The sequence below is a fragment of the Streptomyces sp. NPDC028331 genome, assembly GCF_055565775.1.
Genome location: NZ_JBVHTR010000035.1, coordinates 43722 through 58022, shown reverse-complemented (window position 1 = coordinate 58022; position 14301 = coordinate 43722). Strand labels below are relative to the sequence as shown.

Here is a 14301-nt window from a genome sequence, read left to right as displayed (position 1 = left end):
CGTTTTCCACTCGGTACGAACCGGTAGGTTTCCAAATGAGACAGGAGCTCTTGGAAGGAACCCGGCGCATTGCTGCCCTGCTGATTGCCGCAGAGGCGGCGTTTTCCGGCGAATCGCTTCGTTGAGCGCTCGACCTGGCTCCTGAAATCCCCCATAAACCGTTCAATACCAGAACCAAACGCTCACTAATTGCGTGTTTCTCATCAGTAGGCAGGTACAGCTCGGCGAGCGTGGCGCCGGGCCGCGCTCCGCTGGATGGCTGCGTAGGTGAGAACGGCCTGGCCCTGCCCGTCAGGGACGCGGGGCTTTCTCGCCGTGCACGGCTGTGTATTCGGCTGCGAGCCAAGGGCCGAGGTCGTTGATGAGCATCCCGAGCACCGCCGGGTCGGGCGAGGGTGCACGACCAATTGACGCGGCGACACGCATCTGCTCGACGCGCTCGGGGTGGTAGCGGCCGAAGAGCTCGGCGGACTGGTCGAGGTCACTGGTCCAGCCGCCCCATCGGGGCATGATCAGAGTGAATCCCGTGCGGACGATGCGACGGCCGACGAGACGGCTGAGGGTCCGGCGATGGGCGTCCGTGGTGGCTTCTGCTGCTTTGGCACGCCAGCGTGGAAGCACGTGGGCGAGGTCACCGTTGGTCTCCCGCGCGAGTAGAGCAGTGGGGCGGAAACGGGGCAGCTCTTCTGCGAGGTCAGGGCCCAGCAACGGGGTGCAGAGGCAGGCGATGAAGAATCCGCCATCGTGACGTTCAACGTCGCTGAGCAGAACCCGCGTGCTGGTCAGCAGGATCCCGACGCCATCGATCTGCGGGAATGCACGGTCGAGTGCGGCCTCGATCGCTTTGGCGTCAGCGCGGTCGGCTTCGCTGGGCTCGTCGTGGAGGGCGAGCTGGAGGTCGAGGTCGGAGACTCCAGGAGTGGCGGTGCCACGGGGGATACTGCCGTAGAGGTAGGCGCTGTGCAGGCGCGTGCTGTCGAAATTTGCGGTGATATGAGCGCGGGCCGCATCGACGACGGGGACGAACGCTGCCGGCACTAGGTCCAGTGCGCCTTCGTGTGCGATCGTTCCGTCGCGGTCCAGCCCTCTGCGAGGCGGAGCGGCTGCGAAGCCCACGTGCTCGCCGATCTCGACCACCGTCGGCGCCTCGCCGTGCTCGGCGATCCGCTCCCGGATGAACGCCACGATGCCCTCTTGCCGCTCGGTGAGGTGGTCTACGCGGTGGTGCCCGGCCCTGCTCGGACTAGATCGTATGTTCGAATTACGGAGGCAAGGTGACCCTGGGGTGTAATCGCCTAGGGGATGCGGTTCAGGCGCTTTGACCTGGGCCTTTCGTGGGCTGATGCACCCGTGTGGCCCATCTCGGCCACACCCCGCGTTGACCGGAACCGTGTGGCCGTGCGGCACCAGCCGGTGTAGCGTCGTGATCAGCAGTCGTGGTTCCGAAGTCCCGTTCGCCCGTGATCGCAATCGCGGGCGTTTTTGCCGTTCAACGCTCTCCGGACCAGGGCGATCACCTCCGGATCCCGCACGGTGCGGGACCAGTCCTTTCGAAGGAGACAGGCACATGGCCAAGGGCACTGTGAAGTGGTTCAACGCGGAAAAGGGCTTCGGCTTCATCGAGCAGGAGGGCGGCGGCCCGGACGTCTTCGCCCACTACTCGAACATTCAGTCTCAGGGCTTCCGTGAGCTCCAGGAGGGCCAGAAGGTCGAGTTCGACGTCACCCAAGGCCAGAAGGGCCCGCAGGCGGAGAACATCCGCCCCCTGTAACGCCGCACGCAAAAGAGGCCCCGGCCGGGATGCATCCACCGGCCGGGGCTCGTCGATGTTGGCGGGACGTCAGGCCGTCGGCCAGGTGATGCTCTGGTTCCGGAGCCGCTTCAGCTGTCCCTTGACGTACCGCTCCACGGTGCGCCGGGAGATTCCAGACGGCTACTGACCGAACCTGGCCCTCGCCGACGCCGCTCCCTTCCCGTCTCGGCTCAGCTCTCGGCCACGTTTACGGCGCGGCCTTCACTCGTGCGGGTTATCCAGCGGCTCAGGTGCACTTTTGATCGTATGTGATGCCTAGCCTTGCAGTGACGGCGAGTGATCGGCGCCGAGTGCGTGGCACGGTCTAGGGCACGGGGGGTGCGGTGGAGGTCAGGGATGTGCGTCATGCGTATGGTCGTCGTGAGGTTCTGCGGGGGCTAGAGCTTGATCTGCGTTCTGGGGTGTTGGCCGGGATCGTCGGGGAGAACGGTGCGGGCAAATCGACGCTGTTGAAGATCTTGTCCGGTGAGCTGCGCCCGCAGCGTGGCACGGTCCGCCATGAAGGCCGGTTCGGTTACTGCCCACAAGAGGTGGTGATCAACGACGCGCTGACTGTGCGTCAGCATCTGGAGTTTTCCGCGTCGCCCGGGGGATGCCGGATCTGCGCCACGCCGGGGAGGTCATGGAGGCGCTGCGATTATCGGAGTACGCCGATGAGCGCGCCGGTCGGCTCAGCGGCGGGACCCGCCAGAAGCTGAACCTGACCCTGGCGCTGATGCATGACCCGCAGGTGCTGCTGCTGGACGAGCCCTACCAGGGTTTCGACTGGGACACCTACCAGCGCTTCTGGGACCTGGCGGCACGGTTACGTGATGCGGGCCGCTCCGTCCTTGTCGTCTCGCACCTGGCCTATGACGCCGAGCGCCTGGACGAGTTGTGGAGGCTTCAGGGCGGCGTCCTGCACCCGGCCGATGCGGTGTCGGCGTGAGGCGACACATGCGTCTGTTGGCCACTGCAGCCCGCTTTGACCTGGTCGAGCACGCCCGTAACAGGTTGGCCATGGTCCTGGTCGCCCTGTTCATCCCCTCCTGGATCAGCCTCGCTTACGCTGTCATCCCGAGCACGCCCGTGGCCTTCAGGCTGCGCGCGTCCGGCCGGCTCCTGGAGCCCGCGGGCAACCAGATCACGCAGATCACCGGTGCCATCAACGCCGTCACCCTGATCACCGGGTTCATGATGTTCGCCGTCACGTTCAACGGCGGGCGCTTCGCATGTCGCGTGGGGCGTCCACGCACCACGACCTCGCCCGGCTTTACCTCGTGCGCGATCTGCTGGTAGGCCCCAGTGCCGGGGCAGCCCGAGAACTTGGCGCCGATGGTCGCATTGGCGTCGGCGCCAGCCCGGCTAGAGGGGATCCCGTAGGGAGTTGGGATTATCCCGTGAGGGCCATGTTGTGAGGGCGTGCAACGCCGAGCATGGCCAGGTGAACGCCGTTGCCCTTGAGTCGGCAGTCCCGCAGAACCTTCCAGTTCTTGAGGCGCGACAGGGCATGCTCGACACGTGCCCGGGCCCGATGGCGGACAGCGTTTTCGGCCTCCTGCTGCGGGCTCAGGCGCTGTTGGCCTCGTCTTTTGCGGTGCGGGATGAGCGGTCCGGTGCCTGGTACCCGCCATCGGCAAGGGGGCGAAACACCATGGCAGGCCCGGTCGACACCGGACTCGGTGAAGGCCCGGCAGTCATTGCGGCTGCCGGGTAGCGGGTCACCGATGGCGTCACCGATGGCCACGCCCGGCGGCTGCCGGCATCGATGACCACCTGCAGGTTCGTCGAGTATCGGTAGTTCTTGCTCGAGGCCGCGACAGTGCGGTCCCGGGTGGGCACCAGTGTGCCGTCGACGATGTGCACGGTGCCCTCGCGTCTGCGGCGGACCGGAGAGATCGCCAGCAGTGGCGCGGGATGGCTCAGGGTCCGGTCTGCGGCCGACTTCGAGATCCCGAACAACAGGGCCACCTGCCGCAACGTCAACCGCTCAGACCATGCGTCGTAGCGCGGTCTCCACGGCATCGACCAGCGGATCGCCTTCGGTCCGCGGGTGCCTGGCCAGGCCGAGTTCGATGTCCGGCAGGCTGGGCAGGGCGTCCGCATCGTGGCACGCCATGGCCGGTTCGAGATTCCCGGGCAGCACCGCCGTAACGCCGAGCCCGGCCCGCACCGCGGCGAGCACACCGACGAGACTGTTGCTCTCGAACGCCACCCTCCATCGGCGGTCGGCGCCTTCCAGCCGTTCCAGCACCGATGAACGCCATGTGCACGGGCCCGAGAACAGCACCACGGGTAGCGGATCGGCAGCCAAGTCCACGCCCTGGCCGACCGCCCAGACCAGCGGTCGGCGCACCGTCCAGCGCGGCCGGCCGGGAACGTCCGCCGCCTCGTCGAGCACGAGTTGGACGCGTCCCGCGTCGTACGCCTCGCGCCTCGCGTCGCCGGAGAGGCTGAGTACCTCAAGCGTCGCGCCTGGATGCAACTGGGCGAGGTCGGCGAGGGCCTGCGGAAGCTGGGACGCGGCGAGGTCTTCGAGCAACCCGACGCCGCAGTGGCCGGTCAGTGCGCGGCCGGCTTCGGTCAGTGCCTGCGCGGAGAGCGAGAGGATGCGCTCCGCGTATGGCAGGAGTTCGTCACCCGCGCGGGTCGGTGAGACGCCGGTCGGGGACCGGAGGAGCAGGGGGCTGCCGACGGTGTTCTCAAGCTTGCGCAACTGCTGGCTGAGCGCGGGCTGGCTCTGCCCCAGCGCGCTTGCGGCGCGGCTGATGCTGCCCGCCCGCACAGCGGTGACGAACGACCGCAGCAGTACGATCTCTAGATCCCTGGCCATAAAAATCCATTATATCGGCCCCAGTCATATAGCCACTTCCTATCGCTGGATGATCGGAGCTAGCGTCACTCGGGTGACTCGATACCGACAGGTGCTCGCCGTGCCCGGGTTGGCATCGCTGCTGGGCGTCTCGCTGCTCGCCCGCACCGCGATCACGTCCTCCGGAACGGCGTTGACGTTGTACGTCGTTCTCGGCCTGGACATGAGCTACGCGGCAGCGGGAGGAGCCGCGGCGGCCTTGACCACCGGTCTGGCGCTGGGCGGTCCGCTGCTGGGCCGCATGATCGACCGGCGGGGCGCGCGTATCGTGCTGCTGACCACCGTCGTGGTTCAGGTCGCGTGTTGGCTGAGCGTCGCGGTACTGCCGTACACGACTCTGCTGGCCGCCGCCTTCATAGCAGGTCTGCTGATGGTGCCGGCCCCGATGGTGACCAGGCAGGCGATCGCCGCGATGACGAAGGCGGGACAGCGCCGGGCCGCCTTCGCGCTGGAAGCGGTACAGGGTGAGCTGTCCTACACGGTGGGCCCGCCGATCGTGATCCTCTGCGCGGCACAACTGCCCTCCGACGTGGTGGCCTGGGGCGTCGGCGCTGCGATCGCGGCGGGCGGAGCGGGGATCGCCCTGCTCAACCCACCGCTGCGGGCCGAGGAAGAGGCGTCGGCCGACCCAGCCGACCGCCCCCGTCGCCGGGAGTGGCTGGGCCCGAGAATGATCGCGGTGCTGGTGATGGCGTTCGGCGCCACGATTGTGCTCAACGGTACCGACCTGGCCATCGTGGCCACTCTCAAGGAAGCCGGCCAGGTCTCCCGGGCCGCCGTCGTGGTGGCCGTGTACGGCGCGGCCTCCATCGCCGGCGGGCTTCTGTACGGCGCGCTCCCGCGACCGCTGCCCACCTGGCTGCTGCTCGGCCTGCTCGGGCTGGTAACCATTCCCGCCGGACTGGCCCACGACTGGCGCTGGTTGTGTGTGGCAGGCTGCGGCGCGGGGCTGCTTGCCGCACCGACTCTTTCCGCGTTGTCCGACGCCGTGAGCCGGCTCGCACCCGCGAGCGTGCGCGGTGAGGCGCCAGGCTTGCAGTCCTCGGCGCTGGGCGCGGGCTTCGCCCTCGGCGTCCCGATCGTCGGCGAGGCGATCGATACGTCCGGACCGGCAGGCGGCTTCGCAGCGGCCGGCCTGGCCGGCCTCGCCGCCGCGCTGATGGGATGGCTGCTGTCCCGGCGCTCACCCATCCGAACGCGGTCGGTGCGCCGCGATCCCAGCGTCATCGGGGCCTCAGACGCGCGATGATCTGCCTGTCGTCCAGTGGCTGAGCCTTCGCACGCCATGCTCGGCGTTGCACGCCTCCGCAACACGGCCCTCACGGGATAACCCCGACCCCATACGGGACAACCTCCAGTACTCCAGCTGTAGATCTTGATCAGGACTGTTGGAGGGCCTGACGTTGGTAGTGGCTGCTCCGTGCACGGGCCTGGTGTCGTCGGCGCCAGCATGACCAACCGAGCCAGTGCGCCAGGCCGCGTGATTGTGGTGCGGCGAAGGCGGTGAAGAGACGTTGGATCTCGCCGCAGGTCAGCGGGGCGAGCCCTGGCGGCGTGGTCACGGATCGAGCAAGCCCGCACGCACATCCGTTCCTAGGCTCTGACTGGGAAGCTCTGGTCAGAGCCATTCGTTGGGGACTGCGACCAGCACGGTCGCCTCGTAGCGGACAGGGAGCTTGTCGTACCTCGTGGCCACGGCCCGGTGGCGCTTGAGGCGATTGATCCCGCACTCGACGGCATGCCGCTCACGGTAGTCGGTAGTCGAACTTCAGCGGCTTCCGCCAGGTCCTGCGGAATGGACTTGATGACGCTGGCGTTCGATGCCTTGCTGGTAGGGGTTGTCGAGCATCAGGAACCCGGGGAAGGCGCACTCTTCGTCCAAGTCGTTTGCCAGCAAGAGAGTGGCGTAGCTGTAGGCGAGGAAGAACAACACCCTGTCATTCAGAGCCTGCTGGGCTGATGCGACGGTCTGGGTGGCCTCGATGTGGCGTTGCAGAATCTCAGCCAGCGCTGCTGCCGCAGCTCTGCTTGGTGTTGATGCCGTGCGGGTGGCGAACTACTCGCGGACCTCCGGGCCTCCCAGAGCGCGGGCGTCACGCCGCAGCTCATCCAAACGCCGCCCCCCGAGCAGCGGTTCGGATGTCCCCAGCCGCTGATTGGGTGAACAGCCTTGGCGTAAGAAGCTGTTGTCGTACCGATCTTGTTGGACGCCGGTTCGAGTGTGACGAAGACCGATAGATGGTCTCGCAACGTTCAGCAACCGGTGGTCAGCAGCTTGCGTAGAAGGGGTGTTGGCCCCGATGGCGGACGACAGGTGGCCCCGAAGGGCATCGGCTGGTCCTGCTATGGGGGCCGGCCACAGCCCGACTGCCGACAAGGCCATGCGGCCACGGTTACCGGTCAGAACGCTCAAGGCCGGCGCGCCCGCTGATCTGCTCTGTGGCTGGCGTTCGGACGAAACGGCGCGGAACAGGGTTGAGTCCTGACTACGGTCTGGCTGTGCCGGTGGAGTTTGCGGAGGGACAGGTGACGGCCCAGGCCGCCTCGATCATCTGGAAGATCTCGCCCACCGCGGCCTGCGGATCGGCCGCCTCACGGGCCAGTGAATAGGCGTCGATCACGAACCTCGCGATCGCCCGGCAGGCCGTTGGGGTCCCTGACAGGTCGGGATCGGCGGCGATGGCCGTTGCCAGCGACTCCGCGTGGCGCAGTCTCATCGACTCTTCGTACTTCCGCAGGGCGGGTGATGCGTCGATCATGCGCCAGATCGGGGCGGCGCTGTCCGCTGTGCAGTGTCGCACCAGGGACTGGATCTCGCGGCGCAGCGCGGGTACGAGCGGCTCGTGCGGCGCCCGGTCGGTGACCGCCCGCGTGAGGCGCTGCTCGAAGTCTTCGTCCTGTTCGAAGACTAGGGCCTCTTTCGAGGCGAAGTGGGAGAAGAGCGTGGTGACGGCCACGTCGGCCTCGGCGGCCACGTCACGGATGCCCACCGCGTCGTACCCGTGCTCCAGGAAGAGCCGCAGGGCGGCGTCGGCGATCTTCTGGCGGGTCGCGGCCTTCTTGCGCTCACGGCGTCCGGTCGGCACGGTCATGCCCTCACACTATCAGGTGCGAATGCATAACAAGACCAAAACCATAACCGTTAGTGCTACGGTTGCGGCATGAAGAAGGTGAGCTTCGCCGAGTTCGGCGGTCCGGACGTACTGCAACTCATAGATGCCGAGGATCCTCATGCGGGCCCCGGCCAGATCCGCATCGCCGTACGGGCGGCAGGTGTGAACCCCGTCGACTGGAGGCTCCGTGAAGGCCAGGTCCTGGGGGCCCATCCGATCGAGTTGCCCGCCGGAGTCGGGCAGGACGCCGCCGGGGTGGTGGACGAGGTCGGTGAAGGCGTCGAAGGGGTCGAGGTCGGCGACCGCGTGTTCGGCGAAGGCGCAAGCACGTATGCCGAGTTCGCCGTGCTGTCGGCCTGGGCCCGTATGCCCGAGGGCCTGACGTTCGAAGAGGCGGCCGGCTACCCCTCCGTGGTGGAGACCGCGCTGCGCATCATCCGCGAGGTCGGTGTGCGCTCCGGGCAGACGCTGCTGGTCAGCGGCGCGTCCGGGGGAGTCGGATCAGCGGTGCTGCAGATCGCCCGCGACCGCGGCATCACGGTGATCGGGACCGCTGGGGCAGCCAACCAGGACTATCTGCGCAGCCTGGGCGCCCTCGCCACGACATACGGCGAGGGCTGGGTCGAGCGGGTGCGGCAGCTCGGCCATGTCGACACAGCCCTCAACCTGGCCGGCTCGGGCGTGATCCGCGAACTCGTCGAACTAACCGGGGACCCGCAGAAGGTGGTCTCCATCGCCGATCTCGGTGCGCCGGAGCTCGGTGTCCGATTCTCCGGCGTCGCCGGGAGCATGCCAGAAGCGCTCGCCGAAGCCGTCGACCTCATCTCGCGGGGAAAGCTCCACATCCCGGTCGAGAAGTCGTACACGCTTGCCGAGGCCGCGGCGGCGCACATCGACAGCCAGGCCGGTCACACACGCGGGCGACGGGTCCTGGTTATCTGAAAACCAGCTGCGCATCGTTCTCAAGCAGAAATTGAGGACGACGCCGGCCTGGAGCCCGCTACTTGATCGCAGAGACAGCGGGCCCAAGTCGCAGCGGGGCCAACAACCGATCGGAAGGGTCAACTACCGGTCAACGTCACATCGAGTGTGGTGACTCGGTCGCGTGATCTCCGGCTCCGGCATGCATGAAGGCGGGGGCCCCCTGCCCAGCTCGGGATTGTCGAAGTCCGAACGAGCTGGCCGGGAGGCCCCGTGTCGCAGTCGTGCGGTTCCGTGCTTGTGGAGTCCAACTCGCTTGCCCGGTCGTGTGATTGCCTCGCTCACCGGTTCGGGAATGCGGGTGACCATCCGGACCGCGAGCCGCGGTATCCCTCGGACATGTCGGATGCGGAGTGGGCGGTCGTGCGGGAGGCGATGCCGGTCCCGGCGTGGATGAACGGCAAAGGCGGCCAGCCGGAGGGCTACTGCCACCGCCAGATGTTGGACGCCGTGCGCTACCTGGTCGCGGGCGGAATCACGTGGCGGGCGATGCCGGGCGACTTCCCCGTGTGGGACCGCGTCTATGCGTTCGCGTGACGCTGGGGTGCGCAGAGGCTGATGGCCGAGCTGCACGACCGGCTGCGCGGTCTGGTGCGCGAGGACGCCGGCCGCGATCCGGAGCCGACGGCCGCCATCGTCGACTCGCGAGGGTGAACCGGCCCGGGGCCGGCTCTGTCGCCCAGCCGCGGTCCGCGAGCCGCTTCATCTTCGATCGCACGCCCTCCACGCCGGCCGGGCACAGCTCCAGCCCGAGTGCGACGGTGATCTCCTGGCACGTCATCACCCCGTCCCCACCCGTGCGACGCTCGGCCAGTGCGGAGAGGATGCGCTGGTAGTCCAGGGCGAGCACGGATGCTGTCAGCGCGGGCCGCCATACCGGAACGATCGAACCCGCCCGCGCAACCCCAGGGACAGACACCACGGCGGGCGCGTCCGCCGACGGCTCGGGCCGCCGCCCGGGCACGGAAGGCTCCTCCGCCCGGACTGGGCCGGCCACTTCAGCCTCGCCGATTCGCGGCACGGACAGCACCTCACCCACACGCTGCCGGGCGATCAGCCACTCCTGCCAGTCCGTTTCCGCCTCCGCAAGTTCGGCCAGCACCCGGTCCGCCTCCTCCCGCAGCCCCTCCGCACGCTCCCGCGCGGCCAGCTCCCGCTCCTCCACCAGCCCCACGACCGACGCCATCCCGGCACCTCCACCGACGAGACAGCCCGACGGCCCCAGCCTGCCTCCCCAACCCCGGCATCACGCCTGAGCAGGGAAAACTTGCCGCTCAAGTTCGGTACGACAACGGCTTCCAACAGTCGATGGTGGGGATGACCGGGTATTTGGCAGCGGTCAGGTCCAGCAGGTATTGCTCCTCGCATCGCGCCTCGGAACGATGAGGAACGCGCCCGCCGCACGCGCGCCACCCAGGGCGCGGTCGGGTGCGCGGCGGGCAACCGGTGCAGCAGCGCCACCAGGAACGCCCGGTCAGCCGCATCGAACCGCGGTCTGTGCTTGCCCGGTTGCCGCTTCCAGCACCGTGATCTGATGCCGTAGCACCAGGATCTCGATGTCCTTGTCCCGATCGCTCATCGGCAGTAGGCGCAGCAGCGCGCCCAAAGGCGGCGCGGGTGGGCCTGTTGGGAGCAGACAAGAGCATTCGGAGGAAAACGACTCCCTGGTGGGACGGCCGGGCATGGGGGATCTCCTGGGTCGGTGGCCACGTCGAGCCTGGCGCTGCCGCCATGGCTGGCGCTTCAGCTGATGCGAACTGCCGCGCCGCTGACACGGACGCGCGGGTCACCCGCGCGCAGCGTCACCGTGAGCTCGCCAGGCCGTCCCAGGTCCTCGCCCTGGTACAGGGTGAGGACGGCGTCCTCGGGGACCAGGCCGAGCTCACGGGCGTACGCACCGAACGCGGCGGCCGCGGCGCCGGTCGCCGGGTCCTCGACGACGCCGCCGACGGGGAACGGGTCACGGACATGAAAGACGGTGGCCGACTCCCGCCACACCAGCTGGACCGTGGTCAGGTCCAAGCGATGCATCAGGGCTTCGAGGCGCGCGAAGTCGTATGCGAGATCTGCGAGGCGAGCACGCGTCGCCGCCGCGAGAACGAGATGGCGGGCGCCGGCGAAGGCGATACGGGGCGGGAAGGCCGGGTCGAGATCAGCGGTTGGCCAGCCAAGCGCGGCGAGCGCCTCATCGAGGTCGGCGTCGGCGATCTCCTCGATGTGCGGCTCGACACTGATGAGCGTGGCCCTCACCGTCCCGCCCTCCTCGGCCACCTCCACCGGCACGGTGCCTGCCCGCGTCGCGAACACCAGCTCCCCGGGGCCTATCCGCTCGGCGAGCGCGACGGCGGCCGCGACGGTGGCGTGCCCGCAGAACGGCACCTCGGCCTTGGGACTGAAGTAACGGATGCTGTACGCCCGCTCCTCCTGGCCACCGAGGCTTTCCGGGGGTGCGGTCAGGAACGCGGACTCCGAGTATCCGAGGTCGGCGGCGATGGCCAGCATGTCACTGTCGTCCAGGGCGGTGGCGTCCAGGACAACGCCGGCGGGGTTTCCGCCGTCGGGGGCGCTGGAGAATGCGGTGTATCGCAGCACCTCGGGCCGCGACTCGTTCGTCGTCATGCTCGCGGCAACGCGAGGCGGGCCCGCGGCCATTCCCGGACGCGAGTGGAGGCGGGCGTGGGCGCCCGCGGCGGAGCCGCACATCGGTACAGACTCGCCCTGGCCGGTGGGGGCGAGGACGGGATTAGTGCAGCGGTGACGGTGGCGGGTCTGGGCCACGCAGCGGATGTCCTGGAGAGGGCTGTCGGCGAGATAGCGGCTCAGGAGCATCTGCACGATGACGTGGGCGGGCTCGGAGGCGCTGGCGGCGGGTGTGTTCTCGGTGGGCGGGGCGGGGGTGAGCGTGCCGGTGTCGACCAGGCGACGGGTTCGGACGGCGAGGTGGCGGCGTATTACGGCCTGAAGGTGCGTGCTGATGCGGGCCGTGGGGGTGCCGCCTGGGCAGAGCAGCGCGTGTGGGATGCGGCATCAGGGGCTGCCGTCACCGTGGGGGTGGGCGATACCGCGGCTGAGGTGCCAGCGGCAGGCGTCCGGAACCGGCGCGGCGGGCAGTTCGGCGGGATGGAGGGCGACGGGACGCTGGTCAGCGCGCTCGTAGACGTCGAGGGTATTCCCGCATTGACGGCACCGGCTGCGCTGGCCGGCGCGTAGCAAGCGGCTCGGGCTGGTGGCGGCCACCGTGCGACCGTACCGGACGCCCTCGTTTGGGGCATCCGCCGTGACGGCACGGACAGATGGGAGGACGACAGGCCGATGGGCTGGCCGGCCCGCATGCCGCGGTGCGGCGTATCTGGACGGTGGAGCTCCGCCCGCGAGCGGGCGGACCAAGTCTCGTCTGCCCGCACTGCACCGACCACACCCCTCCCCTGAAGGCAAGCTCTGCGCGATCCGCCGCCCAGGCGCATCTGGCCTGCCACGCCCGCGCCGATGTGTTGCCGGGGCATCTGCGCACCTGCCGGTGCCGGGCGCAAGGCTGCTGCTGGCATCAACGTCACCGCGGATGCGCGGGACCGGTACTGCTCGCCCTCACCCGCGACCGCGGCGGCCGCACCTGACGGCTGGCCGACACCTGTGCGGCCTGCGCCGCGGCGACGAGTCACACCGCCGTGGTGCCGGACACGCTGGTCGGCCGTTTTTCCAGCCACCTCCTTCCCACTGCCCGTCCACTCCCCCACGCAACAGACCAGAGTCCACCACCGCACCGACATGGACGTCCTCGCTCGCCTGTGCGGACACTCACCCCACCAGACCGCGGACCTTCTCGCCCGGTTGGCAGCCACCGGGATCCTCACCGCTTGGCAGCACGGCCGGGGCACCGACGAAGTCCTGTGGCAACTCCCCCACCAACAGGCCTCAAGTCATCCCGCGGCGCGCCCCAGGCAGCCACACTCAAGGGAACAGTGAAGCTCAGGCTGAGAAATAGACATCACTCAAGAAGAGCAACAGACTCAATCCATCCGTACTATCTCTACGCCGGGCCACGTGCAGCAGTCATCTCCACCTGCCCCTCGGATCCGAGCCCGAGAACACTCCGCGCCCCGTGCGCGAAAGGTGCTGCATGCCCGGTCACGAAACCGAGAGAAAGGTCGAGTCATGTCCGAGATCACGACTTTCGGCACTGAACTGACATCGCAGTACGCAGCACAGGTAACCAGCGACCTGGAACGCAACACCAAGGAGCAGGAACGTATCAGTGCGGAGATCGCCGCGCTGCAGGAGCAGCTCGCCGCGCTGCAGCACGACCACTCCGTGCTGGTCAACGTGCGGCAAGTACTCGGCATCGTGCCGGCACCGGTGCAGCCTTCGGCCAGTCCGGACGGCACAGCGGCGCCTGCTCCGCGCAAGAAGGCCGCTGCTGAGTCCGGCGCGGGCAAGCGGACGCGCGGGAAGAAGGCAGCCGGCACAGAGAGTGCCACGACCAGCAAGAAGGCGGCGGCCAAGAAGCCTGCGAACAAGGCTTCAGGCGCGAAGGCGGCCCAGCCGACGCTGGTCGAACTCGTCCGCAGCCACCTCACCGAGCAGAGCGAACCGCGCTCCGCGGCCGAAGTCGCCACCGCGCTCGGCCAGGCGCATCCCGAGCGCGGCATCAAGGCCACCGTCGTGCGTACCACTCTCGAAGGACTCGTCGCCAAGAAAAAGGCCCAGCGGACCAAGCAGGGCAGCTCCGTCTTCTACTCCGCCGCCGGTGCAGCCGAGCAGGCAGCCACGCCGGCGAACGACGAGCAGTCGTCGGAGCAAGCAGAGTGAGCCGCTGACAGTACAGGGCGCAAGACGCGCCGGTTCGCCGGTGTTTGCGTTGGCCAGCAGCGCGCGCCAGCCTCCGCACGGACCACTCTGACACGCTCGCCACCCGTCAGACCGTCGCTCACTAGCCCAAGGGAAGGCGAGATGCGGCGGGTGCTGCAGACGCCTTCAGCCGGCCTGTTGGCGACATGGTGCGAGTAAGAGCAGCTTCAACAGGGCATGGCGTTCCAGTTCGCCGAGGGACCGCGCTACCCCCACACCTACAGACCCCAATCTGATCAGCCCAGGCCACCGCTCCAGAAAGCGATCACATAGAACGCTCCTGGGCATAGAGGCACTACGGAAACTGGTCATGGAGTGGGCGTGACGCCGCCGCCGTCTGGCCGCCCACGCGAGGCTCTGTGGCGGCACTCCGGGCTCACGCACCTCGGCGAGGCCGGCGCGAGTCTGCCGATGCTGATGGCGAAGTCGCGGCACAAGAAGCCGGCTGGCGCCCGGTGACGGCAGGCGGTGAGTCCAACACCGGTGGCCGGTGGGTTGGTTGGTCGAAGCATGAGCAACACGAGCGACTGTGCGCGCCGGTGGTGCGGGCTGCCGAAGAACTGGGCGAAGAGCTGCGCCAGCTGATGGAACGGCCACCCGGCCGCGGTCGTCCAGGCGGTGGATCACCTGGTGCTGCCCCTGCATGCGGCGGCCTGCGCCGCGGTTGCCCCGCCGCGCACGCCGGGGTGAGCTTCGAG

General features: G+C 68.5%; 10 protein-coding genes and 8 pseudogenes. 10 read left to right on the top strand and 8 right to left on the bottom strand.

Features of this window, described 5'->3' with window-relative positions:
- Positions 1-291: 291 nt before the first annotated feature.
- Positions 292-1569 carry a LexA family protein gene (locus tag ACZ4SW_RS34705; protein WP_468253060.1) on the bottom strand — a complete coding sequence of 426 codons (1278 nt, stop codon included), beginning with the start codon at positions 1567-1569 and terminating at the stop codon, positions 292-294.
- On the opposite strand from ACZ4SW_RS34705, the gene ACZ4SW_RS34700 reads away from it, so the two are divergent.
- From ACZ4SW_RS34700 to ACZ4SW_RS34690, 3 genes and pseudogenes are all read left to right on the top strand, one after another.
- The gene (locus ACZ4SW_RS34700; RefSeq protein ID WP_263234414.1) at positions 1568-1771 is read left to right on the top strand and encodes a cold-shock protein; all 204 of its coding nucleotides are present in this window, start codon (positions 1568-1570) and stop codon (positions 1769-1771) included. The genes ACZ4SW_RS34705 and ACZ4SW_RS34700 overlap by 2 nt on opposite strands.
- Positions 1772-2136: 365 nt before the next feature.
- A pseudogene (locus ACZ4SW_RS34695) lies at positions 2137-2741 on the top strand (ABC transporter ATP-binding protein).
- A pseudogene (locus ACZ4SW_RS34690) lies at positions 2738-3046 on the top strand (ABC transporter permease); the annotation flags it as partial. The pseudogenes ACZ4SW_RS34695 and ACZ4SW_RS34690, both read left to right, overlap by 4 nt.
- Positions 3047-3185: 139 nt before the next feature.
- Here the strand turns inward: ACZ4SW_RS34690 and ACZ4SW_RS34685 are convergent.
- Positions 3186-3898: pseudogene (locus tag ACZ4SW_RS34685) on the bottom strand (transposase).
- Positions 3783-4625 (bottom strand): LysR family transcriptional regulator, encoded by an 843-nt coding sequence (locus ACZ4SW_RS34680; RefSeq protein ID WP_468253059.1) that lies wholly within the window; start codon positions 4623-4625, stop codon positions 3783-3785. Before ACZ4SW_RS34680 ends, ACZ4SW_RS34685 begins: the two are co-directional and overlap by 116 nt.
- 91 nt (positions 4626-4716) lie before the next feature.
- Here ACZ4SW_RS34680 and ACZ4SW_RS34675 point away from each other — a divergent pair, with 91 nt between their 5' ends.
- Complete coding sequence (locus ACZ4SW_RS34675) at positions 4717-5913, top strand: MFS transporter (protein WP_468253058.1); 1197 nt, start codon at positions 4717-4719, stop codon at positions 5911-5913.
- A gap of 130 nt (positions 5914-6043) precedes the next feature.
- Here ACZ4SW_RS34675 and ACZ4SW_RS34670 read toward each other — a convergent pair.
- Both ACZ4SW_RS34670 and ACZ4SW_RS34665 read right to left on the bottom strand, forming a co-directional pair.
- Positions 6044-6223, bottom strand: a pseudogene (locus ACZ4SW_RS34670) (IS701 family transposase); the annotation flags it as partial.
- Positions 6224-6282: 59 nt separating this feature from the next.
- Positions 6283-6420 (bottom strand): annotated as a pseudogene (locus ACZ4SW_RS34665) (IS5 family transposase); the annotation flags it as partial.
- Between the two features lie 48 nt (positions 6421-6468).
- Here ACZ4SW_RS34665 and ACZ4SW_RS34660 point away from each other — a divergent pair.
- Positions 6469-6624, top strand: coding sequence for a hypothetical protein (locus ACZ4SW_RS34660; protein WP_468253057.1), 156 nt, complete (start codon positions 6469-6471; stop codon positions 6622-6624).
- A gap of 526 nt (positions 6625-7150) precedes the next feature.
- Here the strand turns inward: ACZ4SW_RS34660 and ACZ4SW_RS34655 are convergent.
- The gene (locus ACZ4SW_RS34655; protein WP_468253056.1) at positions 7151-7756 is read right to left on the bottom strand and encodes a TetR/AcrR family transcriptional regulator; all 606 of its coding nucleotides are present in this window, start codon (positions 7754-7756) and stop codon (positions 7151-7153) included.
- A 69-nt stretch (positions 7757-7825) separates the two neighbouring features.
- On the opposite strand from ACZ4SW_RS34655, the gene ACZ4SW_RS34650 reads away from it, so the two are divergent.
- Both ACZ4SW_RS34650 and ACZ4SW_RS34645 read left to right on the top strand, forming a co-directional pair.
- Positions 7826-8719 carry an NADP-dependent oxidoreductase gene (locus ACZ4SW_RS34650; RefSeq protein WP_468253055.1) on the top strand — a complete coding sequence of 298 codons (894 nt, stop codon included), beginning with the start codon at positions 7826-7828 and terminating at the stop codon, positions 8717-8719.
- 378 nt (positions 8720-9097) lie between these two features.
- Positions 9098-9295 carry a transposase gene (locus tag ACZ4SW_RS34645; RefSeq protein WP_468253054.1) on the top strand — a complete coding sequence of 66 codons (198 nt, stop codon included), beginning with the start codon at positions 9098-9100 and terminating at the stop codon, positions 9293-9295.
- A gap of 1206 nt (positions 9296-10501) precedes the next feature.
- Here ACZ4SW_RS34645 and ACZ4SW_RS34640 read toward each other — a convergent pair.
- Positions 10502-11377 (bottom strand): PhzF family phenazine biosynthesis protein, encoded by an 876-nt coding sequence (locus ACZ4SW_RS34640; RefSeq protein WP_468253062.1) that lies wholly within the window; start codon positions 11375-11377, stop codon positions 10502-10504.
- A gap of 351 nt (positions 11378-11728) precedes the next feature.
- A pseudogene (locus ACZ4SW_RS34635) lies at positions 11729-11995 on the bottom strand (DUF6083 domain-containing protein); the annotation flags it as partial.
- Between the two features lie 75 nt (positions 11996-12070).
- Between ACZ4SW_RS34635 and ACZ4SW_RS34630 the strand changes: the two are divergent.
- The 3 genes and pseudogenes from ACZ4SW_RS34630 to ACZ4SW_RS34620 all read left to right on the top strand — a co-directional run.
- Positions 12071-12444, top strand: a pseudogene (locus tag ACZ4SW_RS34630) (hypothetical protein); the annotation flags it as partial.
- A 466-nt stretch (positions 12445-12910) separates the two neighbouring features.
- Positions 12911-13564, top strand: a complete 654-nt coding sequence (locus ACZ4SW_RS34625; RefSeq protein ID WP_468253053.1) for a hypothetical protein — start codon at positions 12911-12913, stop codon at positions 13562-13564.
- Between the two features lie 399 nt (positions 13565-13963).
- Positions 13964-14059: pseudogene (locus ACZ4SW_RS34620) on the top strand (site-specific integrase); the annotation flags it as partial.
- Positions 14060-14301 lie beyond the last annotated feature (242 nt).